This window comes from Homoserinimonas aerilata (assembly GCF_006716125.1).
Taxonomy (GTDB): Bacteria; Actinomycetota; Actinomycetes; order Actinomycetales; family Microbacteriaceae; genus Homoserinimonas; species Homoserinimonas aerilata.
Genome location: NZ_VFOM01000004.1, coordinates 61,116 through 79,157, shown reverse-complemented (window position 1 = coordinate 79,157; position 18,042 = coordinate 61,116). Strand labels below are relative to the sequence as shown.

Sequence of the window (18,042 nt, the reverse complement as noted above, 5' to 3'; positions counted from 1 at the left end):
TTCGAGACGGCCGCGGGCGGCCTCCTCAACCCGCAGGGTTAACCGCTGGTCGAGGGGCACGGAGTGCCGTCTCGAGACCGGCCCTCGTGGGCGTGGCTTCGAGACGGTCGCGCTGGAGCGCAACCCCTCAGCCAGCGGGGTAACCGCTGGTCGAGGGGCACGGAGTGCCGTCTCGAGACCTGCCACCAGAGTTACCCAGCGGGTCGAGTACGCCTTTCGGCTGTTCCGGCCGCCTCCGAGCATCCGTTTGCCGTACTCGACAGCGAAAGCCGCGCCCTCAGCGCACCGCCGGCCCTCCGATGGAGGCCGACAGCCCGGCCGCCGCCCGCGCGACGAATGAGCCGAGCGCGTCGAGCCGGTGCCCGATGCGCGATTTGGGTCCGCTCACGTTGACGGCGGCGACGATGCGCCCGGTGAAGTCGATGACGGGTGCGGATGCCCCGACGACGCCGATCTCGAGTTCTTCGTCGAGCAGGGCGTAGCCGCGGGTGCGGATGCGGTCGATCTCGGCCATGAGGCTGGCCAGGTCTGTGACGACGGCTTTGTCGGCGGGCGGGCTGTCGAGCACGGCGAAGCCGGCTGAGGCGAGCGCCGGGTCGAGTGGGCCGAGGAGTGCTCTGTCTCGCCCGTGCTGGTTGTACCAGTGGGCGATGGATGTTTCGTCCCAGTCGCTGATGAGTACGCGGCCGGAGGGGGTGCGCCAGCCGGCGGTGGTGATGCCTTCCCAGCCGGTGGTGCGGAATTCGTGGGAGCTGAGTTCGCTGATGAGGGTGAGGACGTTGCCGCCGCGGAGCACGCAGAGGTGGGTGGTTTCGCGTGTCGATTGGGCGATGTGGCGCAGCGAGGTGCGTGATTGGGCGGCGAGGGTGGCTTGCGATGTTCGGGCGGCGAGGGCGTAGAGCCGCGAGCCGAGGCGGTAGTTGAGGGTGTCTTCGTCGCGTTCGATGATGTCGGATGCGGCGAGGGTTGCGAGGGCGCGGGAGATAACTGCTTTGTCGCGTCCGGTGATTTCGGCGATGCGGGTGACGGTGAGTCCGCCGTTGCGGAATGCTTCGGCGTCGCCGAGTAGTTCGAGGATCTCGACGTCGCGGGTGAGGCCGGATGAGTTTTTGCGGCTCACTGGGGCGTTGGGTGCTGCTGCCATGAGAGCAACACTAACCATGTGTTGCCATATAGACAACCTCTGTTGTGAAAATGGCGTTACGTGGTTATCTTCAGAGTGTCGTCGTTCCCGGCGCACACTCAGAGTCGAGACAGGAGGTACCAGATGACAGGCTTCGACTGGGAAGGTCTGGTCACGTTCCTCGGTCGCCGCTATGACGATGTCCTCGAACTCGCCGGGGAGCACCTGCTCGTTGTGCTCATCTCCCTCGCGATCGCCCTCATCATCGGCGTCGGAATCGGAATGCTCGTCTGGAACAAGCCGGTCGCCCGCTCGGTGTCGATCTCCGCAACCGCCGTGATGCTCACCATCCCGTCACTCGCGCTGCTCGCCCTGCTGAGCCCGCTGCTGGGTCTCGGCTGGGGGCCCTCAGTTGTCGCGCTGGTCTTCTACTCGCTGCTCCCGATAGTGCGCAACACCGTCGTCGGCCTGCGCGAGGTGCCACTCCCCATTCTCGAATCGGCGCGCGGCGTCGGCATGGGCCCGCTGCGGGTTCTGTTCACCATGCAGCTGCCGATCGCGTGGCCCGTCATTCTCACCGGCATCCGGGTCGCTGCCCAGCTCACGGTCGGAATCGCAGCGATCGCCGCCTACGTGGCCGGCCCGGGGCTCGGCCAGTACATCTTCAAGGGGCTCTCCTCGCTGGGCTCCAAGAACGCTCTCAACTACGCGCTCACCGGCACCGTCGGGGTACTGCTTCTGGCTCTCCTCCTCGACGCGGCCTTCCTGCTCATCGCACGACTCACCATCTCGAAGGGGTTGAAGTGACCGAAATCACCGAAACCGGCAGTCTCTCCGCACGGCCGGCATCCGAAGGCGCCGTCGGCATCGAACTGGACGAGGTCTCGAAGGTTTACCCCGGCCAGCCGGTTCCCGCCGTCGAGCGTTTCTCTATGACGATCGAGCCGGGCGAACTTGTCATGCTTGTCGGGCCGAGCGGATGCGGCAAGACGACAACCATGAAGATGATCAACCGGATCATCGAGCCGTCGTCGGGGGCGATCCGTATCGACGGCCGCGACGTTCTCTCACTCAACCCCAATGAGCTTCGTCGTCACATCGGCTACGTCATCCAGCAGATCGGGTTGTTTCCGCATCTCACCATCGCGGAGAACATCGCGACCGTGCCGCGGCTGCTGGGCTGGTCGAAGCAGCGCACGGCCGAGCGCGTTGAGGAACTGCTCACAACCGTGCAACTCGACCCGGGCGTGTTCGCAAAGCGCTACCCGCGCCAGCTCTCCGGCGGTCAGCAGCAGCGCGTCGGTGTGGCCCGCGCGCTCGCCGCTGATCCGCCCGTGATGCTCATGGATGAGCCGTTCGGCGCGACCGACCCGATCACCCGCGAGAAACTGCAGGCCGAGTTCCTGCGGCTGCAGGCGGAGATCGGCAAAACCATCATCTTCGTCACGCACGACTTCGAGGAGGCCATCCGGCTCGGCGATCGCATCGCGGTGCTGAGCGAACGCAGCCGCATCGAGCAGTTCGACACCCCGGCGAACATCCTGGCGGCCCCCGCCAACGACTATGTGTCGTCGTTCATCGGGCAGGGCGCCGCACTGAAGCGGTTGGCGCTCATCCCGGTCGTTGACGCGAAACTGGGCCAGCCGACGGGGATCGACGGCTCCGCCTCGGTGGATGCCGCGGCCTCGCTTCGGGATGCGATCGACCTTCTGGTGCTCACAGGGGCCGAGCGGGTGGACGTTTCGGATGCCGGCCGCGTCGTCGGATCCATCAACCATGCGGCCATCTCCGCGGCACTCGGAGGAGTCGCCCCGCGCATCCGGGAGCGTGGATGATGTCCGTCGTTGAATCGCCAACCACAGTGGTGAAGACGGTCACTGACACTCGGCCGGCGCGTCGAACCTGGGCGCGCATCCGCCGCTTCATGCCGCTCGTGATCGTCGTGGTCGTGCTGTTGGCGACGTGGGCGTGGGTGTCGAGTCTTCAGCTCGACTCGATCGAGCAGCGCACGCTCAACGCCGACTACATTGTGGCGCGCATCCGCGAGCATCTGGTGCTCACCGTCGCCGCGTCCCTTCTGGTGGCCGCCCTGGCCATCCCCGCCGGTATCGCGGTGACCCGCTCGAAGTCGCGAGTGTTCACGGCCGTCATTGTCGGCATCGCGAATGTCGGTCAGGCGACGCCGGCGATCGGTGTCGTCATCCTGCTCGCCATCGTGTGGCAGACGGGCTTCGCGACGGCACTCGTCGCGCTTGTCGCCTACTCTTTCCTCCCGGTTCTGCGCAACACCATGGCCGGCCTTGAGCAGGTGGATGCGAACGTCAAAGAGTCAGCACGCGGCATGGGAATGACCCCGGGCCAGGTGCTGCGCCGCGTCGAACTGCCGCTGGCCTCGCCGGTCATCCTGGCGGGCCTCCGCACGGCCCTCGTCTTCGCCGTCGGTGTCGCCACGGTCGCCACGTTCATCAATGCGGGCGGCCTCGGCGACATGATCATCAACGGCCTGAAGCTTCAGCGGTACCCCGTCCTCGTGGTGGGCGCCGTGCTCGTCGCCTCGATCGCCGTGCTCATCGACTGGCTTGCGGGCCTCGTCGAGGAGTGGGTGCGGCCGCGAGGAATGTAAGACCCCAACACCCCTGCAATCACAATCACCTGAAAGGTAAACGGATATGAAGAAACATGTTCTCGGAACATTCGCCGCCATCGCAGCCGGCGCCCTCATCCTCACCGGATGCTCCACCGGATCCGACGGCGGATCCGACGGCGGCAGCGGCGAACTGAGCGGTCTCACAGGTGAGATCGGCGCGAAGGACTTCGCCGAGCAGTACATCCTCGCCTACATGACGGCGGAACTTCTGAACGCGAACGGCGCCGACGTGGAGGCGAACATTAAGCTCGTCGGCTCCGCCAACGTGCGCCAGGCACTCGAGAACGACCAGTTCCTCGGCTACTGGGAGTACACGGGCACCTCGTGGGTCACCTACAACGGCAACACGGCACCCGTGAAGGGCGTGCAGGAGCAGTTCGATGCCGTCAAGGAGGCCGACGCGAAGAAAGACATCGCCTGGCTCGACGCGGCACCGTTCAACAACACCTACGCGTTCGCCGTCCGCAAGAGTGAAGCCGACAAGCTTGGCGTGAAGACGCTCAGCGATGTGGCCAAGCTGCCCGCCGCCGACCAGACCTTCTGCATCGAGAGCGAATTCTCGACACGCGACGACGGATGGCCCGGGCTCAAGGCCGCCTACGGGTTTGCGGCCGACGACTCAAAGGGCTTGACCATGCTCGACACGGGCGTCATCTACACGGCCACCCAGAAGGGCGATGACTGCAACTTCGGCGAGGTGTTCCAGACCGACGGCCGCATCAGCGCGCTCGACCTCGTGGTGATGGAAGACGACGAGAACTTCTTCCCCAGCTACCAGGGTGGTTTCACGCTCAAGCAGGCGACTCTCGACAAGTACCCGGCCATCGCAACGGTCATGGCGAAGCTGTCGCCGCTCCTCACCACCGAGGTCATGCAGTCACTCAACCAGCAGGTCGACGTCGACGGCGAAGACCCCGAAGATGTCGCGATCGCGTGGCTCGAAGATCAGGGACTCATCTAGTGACAACCATGCAGATCGGTGAGAGCTTCATCTCCGAGGGGGTGAACGCCGCGCACATCAACACCGTCTTCGGGCACCGTGATGGGCCGGCGGGCACCGCCTGGGCGACAGCCCTCGCATCACCCAGTGAGGGGCATGTGCCGTTCGTCGCCGTGCTGCGCCCCTCGCTGCCCGTGAAACCGCTCACGTTGTTCGTCACGAAGGCGGCACCCGCTGGCGACGAGCACGGCAACCACATCTGGGGTCCGGCGCAGGCCGGAGTCGCGGCGGGAGTCGCGGATGCCCTCGCCGACGGAATCATCTCGGCAGAGCAGGCAGACACGCATGTGGTCATCGCCGCCGTCTGGGTGAACCCGGGAGCCGACGACGCCGACGCCGTCTACCGCAACAACCGGGAGGCGACCCGCACCGCCCTCGGCAACGGCGCCGCCAACCTGCCGGCAACATCCGAGGTGATCGCAGCCCGCGAGCACCCGTGGAACCCCTTCTACACGAGCACGAAAGAGAACGCATAACAATGAGCACCACATCGCTTCCGGGTGCCGAGCTTCCGGTGATCGGATTCATCGGCCTCGGCAGCATGGGTTCCGGCATGGTCCGCAACCTCCAGAAGGCCGGCTACAGACTCGTCGTCACGGACATCCGCAGGGAGTCCGCCGACGAGGCCGTGGCCGCAGGCGCCACCTGGGCCGACACCGCAGCAGCGGTGGCGACCGGGAGCGATGTGGTGATCACCATGCTGCCGACACCGCGGCATGTCTCGGATGTTGTGCACGGGTCAGACGGCATCCTTGCCGGCATCGCAGACGGCGGCACCTGGATCGACATGTCCACCTCGGTGCCCGATGTCGCCGACCGTGTTCGCGGCGACGAAGCCCACCGCGGGCTGCACATCCTCGACGCCCCCGTCAGCGGCATGTCGGTCGGCGCTGCGAACGGCATGCTGCAGATCTTCGTCGGCGGCGACGCCGACGATGTGGACCGACTCCGCCCCGTGTTCGAGGCCATGGGCGACCCGGATCGCATCCTGCATGTCGGCAGGCACGGTGCCGGCTACGCGGTCAAACTCATGATCAACCAGCTCTGGTTCTCGCACCTCGTCGCCACAGCCGAGGTCCTTGCCGTCGGAACCGCCGCAGGGGTCGACCTGGGCGTCCTGCGTGACTCCCTCATCGCGAGCCCCGCCAACAGCAACTTCATCGAGCGCGACGTGCTCTCCATTCTCGAGAATGGCGACTACGACGAGGGCTTCGCCATCGCGCTCGCCTGCAAAGATCTGGGCCTCTCTGTCGACCTGGCCCGCTCGGTCGGAGTGCCAACAGAGCTCTCCTCGCTCGTCGAGCAGGTCTACCGTCGGGCGAAGGCATCCTATGGTGACCGTGCCGGCGAGATGACGCCATTCAAGCTCTACGAGGATCTCCTCGGCACGAGTCTCCGCCTTGAGCCCGCCATGACCGCTGCGGCAGTCTGACGACCCACCACCCCAGCGAATCACACCGCGCATCCGCACCCAGGAGGGAACCACGATGACAAGCACCAATCTCCCCACAGGCACCCCCACCCGCCTCTACATCGACGGCGAATGGCGGGCAGCCTCCTCGGGTAAGGAATTCGACGTCGTCGACCCATCCACCGGTGAGGTGATCGCCAGAGTTGCGGATGCGACCCCAGAAGACGGTGAGGCGGCGCTCGCGGCAGCACACCGCGCGCAGGAGGGATGGGCTGCAACGGCGCCTCGGGCGCGTGCCGAGATCCTGCGGCGAGCCTTCGAACTCACGGTCGAGCGCACCGAGCAGATCGCCCTCGTGATGACGCTGGAGATGGGCAAGCCGCTGGCCGAGTCGCGGGCCGAGGTCGCCTACGGCGCGGAGTTCCTGCGCTGGTTCTCGGAGGAGGCCGTGAGGGTCTCCGGGCGCTACGCGACCGCCCCCGATGGGGCGAACCGACTGCTGGTGGCGAGGCGCCCTGTGGGGCCGTGCCTGTTCATCACCCCCTGGAACTTTCCGCTCGCGATGGCGACGCGCAAGATCGCGCCGGCGCTCGCCGCGGGCTGCACGTCTGTGCTCAAGCCGGCCGCGCTGACCCCGCTCACGGCGCTGCTGTTCACGCAGGTGCTCGAGGATGCGGGCGTTCCCGCCGGGGTCGTCAACGTCATCCCCACCTCCCGCGCCGGCGCCGTCACGGGGCCGCTCATCGCGGACGCGCGGCTGCGCAAGCTGTCGTTCACGGGCTCGACGGAGGTCGGCAAGCGGCTCATCGCAGCATCCGCAGAGCAGGTGCTTCGTGTGTCGATGGAGCTGGGCGGCAATGCGCCGTTCCTCGTCTTCGATGACGCCGACATCGATGCGGCCGTCTCGGGCGCGCTGCTCGCGAAGCTCCGTAACGGCGGAGAGGCGTGCGTCGCCGCGAACCGTTTTCTCGTGCACGAGTCCGTCGCCGACGAGTTCAGCGAGAAGCTGATCGAGCGCATGGGCTCATACCAGCTGGGCGCGGGCACCGAGCCGGGCACGACTCTCGGCCCGCTCGTCGACGAGGCCACCCGCACCAAGGTCGCCGAGCTTGTCGCCGGCGCCGTCTCCGAGGGTGCCGTCGTGGCGCTCGGCGGCGAGGCTGCAGCGGGCCCCGGCTACTTCTACCCGGCGACCGTGCTCACCGATGTGCCCCCGACGGCGCACATCCTCACGGAGGAGATCTTCGGCCCGGTGGCCCCCATCGTGCGGTTCCGCGATGAAGATGAGGCCATCCGGATGGCCAACGCCAGCGAGTACGGACTCGTCTGCTTCGCCTACACTCGCGACCTGAACCGAGGCCTGCGCCTGGCCGAGCGCCTCGACACCGGAATGCTCGGCCTCAACACGGGCCTCGTCTCCAACCCGGCTGCACCGTTCGGCGGCGTCAAGCAGTCGGGCCTCGGCCGCGAGGGCGGCTTCGAGGGCATCGACGAGTACCTCGAGACCCGCTACATCGGCATCGCAGACCCGTTCGCGGCCTGAGCCTCGCACCAACACCAGACAAGGATCAGCGTGGAAACCACCGACTTCTCCCTCGACTTCTTCTCCCTCAGGGGCAGGAACGCGATCGTCACGGGCGGCAACACCGGCCTCGGCAGGGCGTTCACGCTCGCACTGGCGAAGGCCGGGGCCGACGTCTTCGTGCCCGGGATGTTCGACGACGGCGGTGAGACGCAGCGCCTCGTCACCGCAGAGGGTCGCCGCTACGAGCAGATGGATGCCGACCTCACCAAAGAGGGCACGCCCGCGGCCGTCATCGCGCGCTGCATCGAGACCCTCGGCTCTGTCGACGTGGTCGTGAACTCCGCCGGAATCAGCAGGCTCGCATCCGTCACCGAATTCGGGCGCAGGGAGTGGGACCCGATGGTCGCCGTCAACCTGACCGCCGCCTTCGAGCTGGCGCACGAGGCCGCAGCGCACATGATCGAGCGCGGCAGCGGCAAGATCATCAACATCGCGTCGCTGTTCTCCTTTCTGGGCGGGCTCGGCTCGCCCGCCTACGCCGCGACGAAGCACGGCATCGTCGGCTTCACGAAGGCCTACGCCGACGAGCTCGGCTCGCACGGCATCCAGGTCAACGCGATCGCGCCCGGCTATTTCGCGACCGCGATCACCGAGCAGACCCGCTCGAACCCGGTGACCAACCAGAGGGTGCTCGACCACATCCCCGCCGACCGCTGGGGTGACCCCGCCGACCTCATGGGTGCCGTCGTGTTTCTCGCGAGCCGGGCATCCGACTACGTCAACGGCCACGTGCTCACGGTCGACGGCGGCTACCTCGTGCGCTGAGACGCACACCCCTCGAGCAGAAGACCCACGAAGAAAGAGTTGAAGAACATGTCAGCGTCCCGCTCCTCCCTCAGCCGCAGCGAGATCATCTCAGGACTGGTCGAACTGCTCGGCGCATCCGTTGTCGACACCGACGAGCAGAACCTGCGCGAGGCGAGCGTCGACCGCTTCAAGAAGTACACGGCCGTGCACGGCATCTTCGACGGGCCCATCCCGGCGGCGATCGTGAATGCCCGCTCCACGGCGGATGTCGCCGCGGTTCTCGCCTTCGCGAACGAGAACCTCGTGAACGTGGTGCCGCGCACGGGTCGCACCGCCACAGAGGGCGGCCTCGAGACGACCGTCGACGACACGATCGTGCTCGACGGCTCGCACATGAACGAGATCATCGACATCGACGTCGAGAACATGATGGTCACGGCGCAGTGTGGTGTGCCACTGCAGGTGCTCGAGGACACACTGCGGGAGAAGGGCTTCACGACGGGCCACTCGCCTCAGTCGAAGCCGATCGCGCAGATGGGCGGCCTTGTCGCCACTCGCTCCATCGGCCAGTTCTCGACCCTCTACGGCGGCATCGAAGACATGGTGGTCGGCCTCGAGGCGGTGTTCCCGGGCGGTCAGATCAGCCGCATCAAGAACGTGCCGCGTCGTGCCGCCGGCCCGGACATCCGGCACATCGTCATCGGCAATGAGGGGGCGCTGTGCTTCATCACCGAGGTCACGGTGAAGATCTTCAGGTACCAGCCGCAGAACAACCGCTTCCTCGGTTACCTTGTCGACAGCCTGCCGACGGGCACGGATGCGCTGCGCCAGATCATCGCGGACGGCTACCGGCCCTCCGTCGCGCGCGCCTACTCCGAGGAGGACGCCGCGCAGCACTTCGCGCACTTCGCCAAGGGTCGCGCCGTCGTCGTGCTCGTCGCCGAAGGCCCTGCGGGGGTCGCGGATGCCACGGCCGACGGCATCGAGCGCATCCTCGCCGACGTGCCCCACGAGAAGGTCGACCCGGCCCACATCGAGCGCTGGTTCGACAACCTCAACTGGGGTCAGGACAAGATCGACGCCGAGAAGGCACAGATGCTGGCGGATGCCCACCTCGGTTACACGACGGAGGTGTCGATCAACTGGTCGGGCGTGAAGGAGCTCTTCGAGTCGGTGATCGCCCGGGTGCGCACCGAGTTCCCGCGCGCGGCCGACCTCACCATGCTGGGCGCGCACTCCTCGCACAGCTACCAGACGGGCACCAACCTCTACTTCGTCTACGACTACGACATCAAGGTCGAGCCGCGCGACGAGATCACCGAATACCACGTGCCGATCAACGCGATCGTCGTCGAGGAGGCGCTGCGCCTGGGCGGCTCGATGGTGCACCACCACGGCATCGGCAAGTACCGCACACCGTGGACGCTCGAGGAGCACGGCAGCGCCTACCCGCTGCTGCGCGGCCTCAAGGAGGCGTTCGACCCGCGGGGCGTGATGAACCACGGCACGATCTTCCCGGCAGAATAGGCTTCCCCGCAGGATGGGGATCATGGCGCAACAGCAGGCGGCGTACGTCGTCGCGATCGACAATGGCTCGCAGAGCACGAAGGTGTCGATCGTCGACGGTGCGGGGCGGGTGCACGCCGCAGCCCGCATGCCGTTGAAGGCATACGTGTCTTCCGCGCCTGGCCGCTGGGAGCATCCGGATGACGACATCTGGCATTCGATCGCGGCCGCCACCTCGCTCGCACTGTCGCGCTTCGACGGTGACCCCGCGCTGATCGCCGGGGTGGGGCTGTGCACGATCCGGTTCTGCCGCGCCGTGCTGCGCGCCGACGGCTCGCTCGCGCAGCCGATCATGAGCTGGATGGACGAGCGGCTGTCGCGCCCCTACGAGCAGGAGGTGCCGGATGCCGCGTACGTGACCACCTCATCCGGTTACGTCACGCATCGACTCACGGGGGAGTTCCGCGACACCGCCGGCAACTATCAGGGCATGTGGCCGATCGACGCCGCCCGCTGGGAGTGGCTGCCCGAGACTGAGACTTTCGGCACGCCCCGCGACATGCTCTTCGAGCTCGTGCAGCCGGGCGACACGCTCGGGCTGGTCAGCGAGCAGGCGAGCGCCGCGACCGGACTGCCCGCCGGAATCCCCGTGATCGCCACCTCGAACGACAAGGCCGTCGAGGCTCTCGGCGCGGGGCTGCGCGGCGACGGCACCGCCCTGCTGTCGCTCGGTACCTACATTGCGGCGATGGTTCCGGATGCTCGGCACCGGCCGGTGGTCGCGACCGGCTGGCAGAACTTCGCGTCCACCCCGCACGGCTACCTGTGGGAGAGCGACGGTATCCGCCGCGGCATGTGGACGGTCGCCTGGTTCCGCGACCTCGTCGCAGGTTTCGGCGGCGCCGACTCGGATGCGCCGCTCGAACAACTGCTCGGCGCGGAGGCGGCCGCAGTGCCGCCCGGCAGCGGCGGGCTCGTCACCGTGCTCGACTGGTTGGCGCCCGCCGACGAGCCGCACCGGCGGGGCGCGTTCCTCGGATTCGACGGCACGCAGGGGCGGGCGCAGCTGTTCCGCTCCATCCTGGAGTCGATCGCGTTCACCATGCACGACAGCGTGCGGCGGCTCGAGGCCGAACGGGGGCGCGGCGTCGACGAGCTCATCGTCACCGGCGGCGGGGCCGCATCCGACATGTTCATGGGGGTTCTCGCATCCGTCTTCGGCGTGCCCGTTCGCCGGCCCGAGCTGACGGATGCCGCCGGCATGGGAGCCGCCATCTGCGCGGCCGTCGGCACCGGCCTGCACCCCGACTGGGATGCGGCGATCGACGCGATGGTGCGCACGGATGCGAGCTTCGAGCCCGACCCGGCCGAGCAGGCGGCCTACCCCGAGATCGAGCGCCGCCACCTCACGGTGGTAGCCCGCGCCCACACCCTCTTCGAAGACCTCTGACCCGTCTCGCTGGTCGAGGGGCACGGAGTGCCGTCTCGAGACCGGCCCGCGCACATTACCGCTGGTCGAGGGGCACGGAGTGCCGTCTCGAGACCGGCTCCCGCAATTACTGCTGGTCGAGGGGCACGGAGTGCCGTCTCGAGACCGGCCCCCGCGTTACCCATCCCGCCCGCACACCGTAGGCTTGTACGCGACCTAGGAGACGAACACTTCGCATGACCGATACGACCCCTGCTTCCGCCCCTGCCGTCCCGGATGCCGCCGCCGAGGAGCTTGCCGCCGCTGAGGCTGCCGAGCAGACGCGGGTGCGTCTGGCGAAGCGTGAGCAGCTGATCGCTTCGGGCGCTGGGGCGTATCCGGTGTCGCTGCCGATCACGGCGTCGATTCCGGATGTGCGGGCCAAGTTCCCTGATCTGGAGCCGGATGCGCAGACGGGCGAGAGGGTGGGCCTGGCTGGCCGCATCGTGCACCTGCGCAACACGGGAAAGCTGTGTTTCGCGTCGCTGCAGGCGGGCGATGGTTCGCGCATCCAGGCGATGGTGTCGCTTGCTTCTGTCGGTGAGGAGTCGCTCGCCGAGTGGAAGGATGTCGTCGATCTCGGCGATCACCTGTTCGTGTCGGGTGAGGTCATTTCGAGCCGCCGCGGCGAGCTGAGCATCATGGTCGAGGAGTGGCGTATTGCGGCGAAGACGCTGCGGCCGCTGCCGAATCTGCATTCGGAGCTGAGCGAGGAGACGCGGGTGCGTCAGCGTTACCTCGATCTGATCGTGCGCGATCAGGCCCGCTTTGTTGTGCGCGCCCGCGCGAAGGTGAACGCGTCGCTGCGGTCTACGTTCGCTGGTCACGACTATCTCGAGGTTGAGACGCCGATGCTGCAGACGGTGCATGGCGGCGCATCCGCTCGCCCGTTTGTCACGCACAGCAATGCTTTCGACACGGAGTTGTTCCTGCGCATCGCGCCGGAGCTGTTCCTGAAGCGCGCGGTCGTGGGCGGGCTGGAGCGCGTGTTCGAGATCAACCGCAACTTCCGCAACGAGGGTGCCGATTCGACGCACAGCCCCGAGTTCGCGATGCTCGAGGCGTACCAGGCGTACGGCGACTACAACCAGATGGCCGACCTGACGCAGCAGCTGATTCAGGATGCCGCGCTCGCTGTCGCCGGAAGCCACACGGTCACGTGGGCTGACGGCACCGAATACGAGCTCGGCGGCCAGTGGGACCGCGTGTCCATGTATGAGTCGCTGAATGCGGCATCCGGTCTCAGTGTGACCCCGCAGACGCCGGTCGAGGAGCTGCTCGCGCACGCCGCGACGCTCGAGATCGAGGTGCAGCACCCCACCCACGGCAAGCTTGTGGAGGAGCTGTGGGAACACTACGTGAAGGTCGATCTCACGCGGCCGACGTTCGTCATGGACTTTCCGGTCGACACCTCGCCGCTCGTGCGCGACCACCGCTCGATCGAGGGTGTCGTCGAGAAGTGGGACCTGTACATCCGCGGGTTTGAGCTGGCGACCGGCTATTCGGAGCTCGTCGACCCGGTCATCCAGCATGAGCGTTTCGTGGAGCAGGCGAAGCTCGCCGGCCGTGGCGACCACGAGGCGATGCGCATGGATGAGGAGTTTTTGCGTGCGCTCGAGCACGGCATGCCGCCGTCGGGCGGCATGGGCATGGGCATCGACCGCCTGCTGATGGCGATCACGGGGCTCGGCATCCGCGAGACGATCCTGTTCCCCCTGGTGAAGTGATGGCCGAGAACTCAGACACCCCAGACGAGCCCATCAACTCGGACAAGCCGGTCGACTCAGGCAAGCCGAACAAGGCGGAGAAGCCCGACAAGCCGAGTATTCCGCCGGCCCGCATCGGCCTGTGGGTCATCGCCGGCGGCATCGGCGTGTACTTCTTGGCGACGGGGCTGATCGGGCTGCTCACCGGCAATTGAGCGGAGCCCGCAGCATCCGTGGTTCCGGGCAGTCGTCTGGCGAGGACGCTCCCGGCCGCTGTCGAGCTTCGGCACCGTAGACTGGTGCCGTGCTTGACGACTTCTGGGCGAACGCGCTCTTCTCGATCACCCCGACCATTCTGATCGGGGCGATCTTCTGGCTGGTGATCCGCGCCATCCTGCGCGCCGACCGCACCGAGCGCACCGTCTACGCGTCGATCGAGGCGGAGGAGCGGGCGAAGGCCGGCCAGCCGAAGCCTGACGCGCTCTGATGGCTCGCTCCGTGACGGGCCGCTCTGCGACGGGTGCGCCGCGCCGTAGGGCGCTCGCGACCGCCGTGTTTGCGACGGTTCTTGTGATCGTGCCGACGCTGACCGCATGCTCCGGCAACCCCCTCGATGCCGCACGGGATCAGATCGGCAGCGCCGTCGGTGATGCGCTGTCGGATGCGACGGGCGTCGATGTCGAGACCGGCACCGATGTGCCTGCCGATTTTCCGGCATCCGTTCCGCTCGTTGCGGGTGAGGTGACGGCCGGTGGCTCGGTGTCGGCGAACGGTGGCACGACCTGGTCGGTGTCGATTGTCGCTCCGGATGCTGTGGGGCCGACTTTTGCGGGCATCCGTGCGGCTCTCGTTGCGGCCGGCAATGTCGAGAATGTTGCGGCGGAGACGGCCGACTCGGCCAATGGTGTCTTCTCTGGCGAGTTCTCGGTCGTCGTGACGCTCAAGCCCGTCGACGCGGGCACCGAGGTGCTCTACGTCGTCACGCCGATCGGCCGCTAGCCCACTCTCTGCTCGACTTTTTACGCGAGTTGCCCACTTCGGCCCCACTCTGCTCGACTTCCTTACGCGAGTTGCCCACTTCGGCCCCATTTCCGCGCGAAAAAGGGGCGGAAGTGGGCAACTCGGCAACCGACCGGAGCGACGCGGCCGTCTCAGCCGCGGGGCTTGAGCCGGATGGTCGGCATCTCGGGTGCCGGCAGCGAACCGCCGTCGTAGAGGGTGCTGCCGAAGCGCCCCGTTGCATCCGTCCCGCCGATGACGTCGCGCTGCCACTGATCCCGGTAGGCGACGATCTCCTCGTGGCTGCGGCCGATGAAGTTCCACCACATGACGATCTGCTCGCCGAGCGGTTCGCCGCCGAGCAGCACGATGCGGGCGGGCGCGTCACCGGATGCGAGGGCCAGTTCGCTCGCGCCGGGCGCACGGTAGCCGAGATGGTTGCGGGGAACCTCCACATCATCCATGGTCACGTCGCCGTCGTCGACGAGCACGCCGTGCTCGAAGCGGGCGTCGACGGGCAGCACGATCTCAGTGTTGGCGGGTAGGTCGATCTGCGCGCCGAGCAGCGGGCTGAACGCTGTCGCGGTGGAGTGCTGCCCGAGCATGCTGCCGAGGAATACGCTCACGCGGGCGCCCTGGTGCTCGATGACGGGCGGTACGTAACGTTCGAACATGGGCTCGGTGTGCCGGGTGGCGTCGGGCAGGGCAGTCCAGAGTTGAACGCCGTGCAGCATCCGTGTCTCTGGGGTTGACACTTCGGAGTGCTGGATGCCGCTGCCTGCGGTCATCAGGTTGAGTTCGCCCGGGCGCACCATGGCGTGAGCGCCGGTCGAGTCGCGGTGCTCGATCTCGCCGGCGAACAGCCAGCTGACCGTCTGCAGGCCGGTGTGCGGATGCGGCGGCACCACCATTCCGCCGGTCGCGTCGACGTCGTCGGGCCCGTAGTGGTCGGCGAAGCACCACGCCCCGATGAGGGACCGCTCGCGCTGCGGGAGCGTGCGGCGCACATTCATGGCACGGATGCCGCCCAGCGGCACGTCGCGCGGCTCGAGCACATCGATCTGGCCGTCGCCGTCGGGCTCGCTCTCACACACCCGCTCTGCGGGCTCCGTCTCAAGGTTGCTCACGCTCTCACCCTAGGCTGCCCGCCCCCGTCTTCGCCTCCCCACTGCCCGCGCGCACCGCCCGCTCGCATCCGCCCCACTCAAGCTCGTGACGGCTGTGCTTTGTCGCGACGGCTGTAGAACGTTCCGCAGCCGTCGCGACAAAGCACAGCCGTCACAACCCGGGCCGTCACAACCCGGGCCGTCACAACCCGGGCCGCGACAAACCGCAGCCGCCACTGCAGCCGTGGCAATAGCCCGCTGCCGTCATCCGCGCACGAGCAGCTCGCCGACCTCGCAGTCGAGGGCGTCGCAGATGGCGACGAGGGTGGAGAAGCGGATGGCGCGGGCCCGGTCGTTCTTCAGTACCGACAGGTTTACGATGGAGACGCCGACGATTTCACTCAGCCGGGTGAGCGTCATCCCGCGCTCCTCGAGCAGTTCGTCCAGCCGACAGTGGATGCCGGTCTCCTCGTCGTTCACGACTTTTCCCCCTGACATCCCCCGCGAACTGCGGCGAATTGCGGGTGCGCGCATCCGGAACCCGCACATTGCCGCAGTTCGTGGGCCTTCCCCGCCATCACACGAGCCCCTCGGTGTCGCGTTCGAGTCGTTCGGTGTCGCGCTGGAGGCGCTCCGCGTAGGCAAAGATGGCAGCCAGCGCTGAGAGCACGATGAAGAGGAGGAGGGGCCAGAAGTCGAACTGAACCAGCAGGGTTGGCTCGGGGAGCCCCAGTTCGAGGCTTTCGGCGTCTGTGACGCCTTCGGCGGACCAGCCGTGGATGCCGAGGGCCTGCTCGCTGGCCATCGATGAGGCGATTCCTCCGGCGATTTGTGCGCCGAACCCGCCGATGCCGACGGCGATCGCGGCGGCGGTCGTGGCCTTTGGGAGCACGGAGGTGAAGGGTCGCCGGCCCTCGACTGCCTTCGCGATGCGGGCGATTGCGAGGGAGATGGTGACGAACATTCCGCTTGACAGTGCCGCTTGCAGACCGAGCAGCAGCCTCGTGGGCAGGTCGAGCCCTGCAAGCGTCAGTGTTGCGGTGGTGAAACCGCCGCCCACGATTGTCGCATCTGGTTGGTCGAGCACTGTGAAGCGTGGGTCGAGTTCGGGCCAGAACTCGGAGACGGGCACGTCGAGGGTGACGTCGCCGCTCAGTGCTGTGACGATGGTGATGACGCCGACGATTGTCATGAGCGCCGCGTAGGCGATTGCACCCCAGTAGGTGATGGCGAACAGGATGAGGGAGTCGCGGCCCGCTGGCGTGCCCTCGGCGATTCCGCGGCGACTGATTCGCACGAGCAGAACCAGCAAGGCGACGCTCAGGGCAAGGAGGGCGACGATTATGATGGCCCAGGGTCCGACAGCCATGTGATCAGTCCTTCCAAAGATATCGATTGTCGATAACAACGACAATCGTTAACATAACGACTCTCGATAAACCGCGCAAGAGCATCCGCATCACACCCCTGTTCTTCTGCGGCGCCGGTGCGGCTGGTAGCGTTCGCCCCATGGGGGATATGAGGGCGATTCGGATGCTCGCGGTCGCGGCGGTCGTCATGGTCTCGCTGAGCGGCTGCTCGCTGATCGGCGATGGCGAGCGGGTGTGGGGTTTCGTGCAGGAGGATTTCGCGAAGAAGGATGCGCTGACTGCGGTCGTCGAGGAGATTCGCACGCTCGACGGCGTCGAGGAGGCGAACTGGCGTTTCCTGGGCGCAGGGCCGAACGGTGGCGAGGCTGACATCACGGTCGTCGCCGACGACGACGCGACCGTGCCGCAGCTGTTGGCGGCGGCAGAGCTGGCGAACGAGACCTTCGCGGGCGAGGACCTGGAGCCGCTGATGCGGCTGTTCATGATCACCGACGCGAACGGCGCGACGCTGAGCCAGCGCGCCTTCGGGATAGGTGGCGAGCAGCTCGCCGACGAGATCGGCTACTGGCGCGCTGCCGGTGATTCGCTCGGCGTGGGGCTCTCGGTCACGCTCACGGATGCCGCAGAGGAGCCCGGCTACAGCCGCGAGTTCACGCATTCGGGCGATGCGGCGGATGCTCTCCTGACGGCGTTCGTCACCAATTACGACAGGCTCCTCGCTGTTTCGGACGACTCGACGGCCTCCAGCATGTGGATGGTCTCGGGTTTCATGGCCCGAGGGCTGCCGCCGGCCGAGGTGGTCACGCTGCTGGATGACATCCGACAGGTCGTGCCGATCAGAGATCCGAGTCGATTCCCCGAGAACCCGCCCGCCGACTACGTGTACCCCTCGGGCTTCATGATGGGATGGGCCACGCGGGCTCCCTGGGACCCGGAGGGGATCTCCGTGATGATCGGCCAGAGGGAGTACCGAGCATCCGACTGGCCGGATGTCGTCGCCGCGGCGGCACTCGCGGCTGCGGTGTCGCCCCTGGAGTTCATGTATCAGGTCGCGCCCCCGGCAGACGACCCCACAGGGCATCGGATGTTCCGCTTCTTCACAGGGGCCTGCAACGGCGCTGTCGAGGCAGGCAAGGACGATCACGCCCTCGTGGCGGCGCTCGCCGATGTGGGCACGGTGCTGCCCGAGGGCGGCGGGGCCGGCATGTGCATGCGGACGCCACCGGAGCAGACCGAGCAGTCGGAGTAGCCGACCCACCCGGGCTGACGGCTGCGTTGTGTCGCGATGGCGGCGGAACATTCCACAGCCGCCGCGACAAAGCACAGCCGCCACCGACAGGGCAGCATGTAACCCTTAACGCCCACGGCGAACAG

Annotated in this window: 19 protein-coding genes; 15 read left to right on the top strand and 4 right to left on the bottom strand. The window is 67.2% G+C overall.

Going from position 1 to position 18,042, the window contains the following annotated elements; all coding sequences use genetic code 11:
* Positions 1–277: 277 nt before the first annotated feature.
* Positions 278–1,144 (bottom strand): IclR family transcriptional regulator, encoded by an 867-nt coding sequence (locus tag FB562_RS12660; RefSeq protein WP_141881668.1) that lies wholly within the window; start codon positions 1,142–1,144, stop codon positions 278–280.
* A gap of 123 nt (positions 1,145–1,267) precedes the next feature.
* Here FB562_RS12660 and FB562_RS12655 point away from each other — a divergent pair, with 123 nt between their 5' ends.
* The 14 genes from FB562_RS12655 to FB562_RS12590 all read left to right on the top strand — a co-directional run bounded on the left by FB562_RS12655 (position 1,268) and on the right by FB562_RS12590 (position 14,192).
* Entirely contained in the window at positions 1,268–1,930 is a 663-nt protein-coding gene (locus FB562_RS12655; RefSeq protein WP_141881667.1) for an ABC transporter permease, read from the top strand.
* Positions 1,931–1,935: 5 nt separating this feature from the next.
* Positions 1,936–2,958 carry an ABC transporter ATP-binding protein gene (locus FB562_RS12650; RefSeq protein ID WP_425459835.1) on the top strand — a complete coding sequence of 341 codons (1,023 nt, stop codon included), beginning with the start codon at positions 1,936–1,938 and terminating at the stop codon, positions 2,956–2,958.
* Positions 2,959–2,987: 29 nt separating this feature from the next.
* On the top strand, positions 2,988–3,746 hold the full coding sequence (locus tag FB562_RS12645) for an ABC transporter permease (RefSeq protein WP_246081494.1): 759 nt from the start codon (positions 2,988–2,990) through the stop codon (positions 3,744–3,746).
* A gap of 46 nt (positions 3,747–3,792) precedes the next feature.
* Complete coding sequence (locus FB562_RS12640; protein ID WP_141881665.1) at positions 3,793–4,731, top strand: glycine betaine ABC transporter substrate-binding protein; 939 nt, start codon at positions 3,793–3,795, stop codon at positions 4,729–4,731.
* Positions 4,732–4,739: 8 nt separating this feature from the next.
* Entirely contained in the window at positions 4,740–5,246 is a 507-nt protein-coding gene (gene fae / locus FB562_RS12635) for a formaldehyde-activating enzyme (protein ID WP_141881716.1), read from the top strand.
* Positions 5,247–5,248: 2 nt separating this feature from the next.
* Positions 5,249–6,202 carry an NAD(P)-dependent oxidoreductase gene (locus FB562_RS12630; RefSeq protein ID WP_141881664.1) on the top strand — a complete coding sequence of 318 codons (954 nt, stop codon included), beginning with the start codon at positions 5,249–5,251 and terminating at the stop codon, positions 6,200–6,202.
* A gap of 55 nt (positions 6,203–6,257) precedes the next feature.
* Positions 6,258–7,724, top strand: coding sequence for an NAD-dependent succinate-semialdehyde dehydrogenase (locus tag FB562_RS12625; RefSeq protein WP_141881663.1), 1,467 nt, complete (start codon positions 6,258–6,260; stop codon positions 7,722–7,724).
* A 30-nt stretch (positions 7,725–7,754) separates the two neighbouring features.
* Complete coding sequence (locus FB562_RS12620; RefSeq protein WP_141881662.1) at positions 7,755–8,531, top strand: SDR family oxidoreductase; 777 nt, start codon at positions 7,755–7,757, stop codon at positions 8,529–8,531.
* A gap of 48 nt (positions 8,532–8,579) precedes the next feature.
* Positions 8,580–10,040 (top strand): FAD-binding oxidoreductase, encoded by a 1,461-nt coding sequence (locus FB562_RS12615; RefSeq protein ID WP_141881661.1) that lies wholly within the window; start codon positions 8,580–8,582, stop codon positions 10,038–10,040.
* 22 nt (positions 10,041–10,062) lie between these two features.
* Positions 10,063–11,469, top strand: a complete 1,407-nt coding sequence (locus FB562_RS12610) for an FGGY-family carbohydrate kinase (RefSeq protein WP_141881660.1) — start codon at positions 10,063–10,065, stop codon at positions 11,467–11,469.
* A 215-nt stretch (positions 11,470–11,684) separates the two neighbouring features.
* Positions 11,685–13,214 (top strand): lysine--tRNA ligase, encoded by a 1,530-nt coding sequence (gene lysS, locus FB562_RS12605; RefSeq protein ID WP_141881659.1) that lies wholly within the window; start codon positions 11,685–11,687, stop codon positions 13,212–13,214.
* The gene (locus tag FB562_RS12600) at positions 13,214–13,408 is read left to right on the top strand and encodes a hypothetical protein (protein ID WP_141881658.1); all 195 of its coding nucleotides are present in this window, start codon (positions 13,214–13,216) and stop codon (positions 13,406–13,408) included. Before lysS ends, FB562_RS12600 begins: the two co-directional genes overlap by 1 nt.
* An 89-nt stretch (positions 13,409–13,497) precedes the next feature.
* On the top strand, positions 13,498–13,680 hold the full coding sequence (locus FB562_RS12595) for a hypothetical protein (protein WP_141881657.1): 183 nt from the start codon (positions 13,498–13,500) through the stop codon (positions 13,678–13,680).
* Positions 13,680–14,192 carry a hypothetical protein gene (locus FB562_RS12590; RefSeq protein WP_141881656.1) on the top strand — a complete coding sequence of 171 codons (513 nt, stop codon included), beginning with the start codon at positions 13,680–13,682 and terminating at the stop codon, positions 14,190–14,192. The genes FB562_RS12595 and FB562_RS12590 overlap by 1 nt, the downstream gene beginning before the upstream one ends.
* Before the next feature lie 152 nt (positions 14,193–14,344).
* Here the strand turns inward: FB562_RS12590 and FB562_RS12585 are convergent, their stop codons facing one another.
* From FB562_RS12585 to FB562_RS12575, 3 genes are all read right to left on the bottom strand, one after another.
* Positions 14,345–15,319 (bottom strand): pirin family protein, encoded by a 975-nt coding sequence (locus FB562_RS12585; RefSeq protein WP_141881655.1) that lies wholly within the window; start codon positions 15,317–15,319, stop codon positions 14,345–14,347.
* A gap of 243 nt (positions 15,320–15,562) precedes the next feature.
* A complete protein-coding gene (locus FB562_RS12580) occupies positions 15,563–15,778 on the bottom strand; it encodes a helix-turn-helix domain-containing protein (protein WP_425459833.1) in 216 nt (71 codons plus the stop codon).
* Between the two features lie 97 nt (positions 15,779–15,875).
* Positions 15,876–16,667 (bottom strand): hypothetical protein, encoded by a 792-nt coding sequence (locus FB562_RS12575; RefSeq protein ID WP_141881653.1) that lies wholly within the window; start codon positions 16,665–16,667, stop codon positions 15,876–15,878.
* Between the two features lie 140 nt (positions 16,668–16,807).
* On the opposite strand from FB562_RS12575, the gene FB562_RS12570 reads away from it, so the two are divergent.
* Complete coding sequence (locus tag FB562_RS12570; protein WP_141881652.1) at positions 16,808–17,917, top strand: hypothetical protein; 1,110 nt, start codon at positions 16,808–16,810, stop codon at positions 17,915–17,917.
* Positions 17,918–18,042: the final 125 nt, after the last annotated feature.

Coding starts and splice junctions, on each gene's coding strand:
- FB562_RS12660 (WP_141881668.1), bottom strand. CDS start 1,144: ATGGCAGCAGCACCCAACGCCCCAGTGAGCCGCAAAAACTCATCCGGC.
- FB562_RS12655 (WP_141881667.1), top strand. CDS start 1,268: ATGACAGGCTTCGACTGGGAAGGTCTGGTCACGTTCCTCGGTCGCCGC.
- FB562_RS12640 (WP_141881665.1), top strand. CDS start 3,793: ATGAAGAAACATGTTCTCGGAACATTCGCCGCCATCGCAGCCGGCGCC.
- fae (WP_141881716.1), top strand. CDS start 4,740: ATGCAGATCGGTGAGAGCTTCATCTCCGAGGGGGTGAACGCCGCGCAC.
- FB562_RS12630 (WP_141881664.1), top strand. CDS start 5,249: ATGAGCACCACATCGCTTCCGGGTGCCGAGCTTCCGGTGATCGGATTC.
- FB562_RS12625 (WP_141881663.1), top strand. CDS start 6,258: ATGACAAGCACCAATCTCCCCACAGGCACCCCCACCCGCCTCTACATC.
- FB562_RS12615 (WP_141881661.1), top strand. CDS start 8,580: ATGTCAGCGTCCCGCTCCTCCCTCAGCCGCAGCGAGATCATCTCAGGA.
- FB562_RS12610 (WP_141881660.1), top strand. CDS start 10,063: ATGGCGCAACAGCAGGCGGCGTACGTCGTCGCGATCGACAATGGCTCG.
- lysS (WP_141881659.1), top strand. CDS start 11,685: ATGACCGATACGACCCCTGCTTCCGCCCCTGCCGTCCCGGATGCCGCC.
- FB562_RS12600 (WP_141881658.1), top strand. CDS start 13,214: ATGGCCGAGAACTCAGACACCCCAGACGAGCCCATCAACTCGGACAAG.
- FB562_RS12590 (WP_141881656.1), top strand. CDS start 13,680: ATGGCTCGCTCCGTGACGGGCCGCTCTGCGACGGGTGCGCCGCGCCGT.
- FB562_RS12575 (WP_141881653.1), bottom strand. CDS start 16,667: ATGGCTGTCGGACCCTGGGCCATCATAATCGTCGCCCTCCTTGCCCTG.
- FB562_RS12570 (WP_141881652.1), top strand. CDS start 16,808: ATGGGGGATATGAGGGCGATTCGGATGCTCGCGGTCGCGGCGGTCGTC.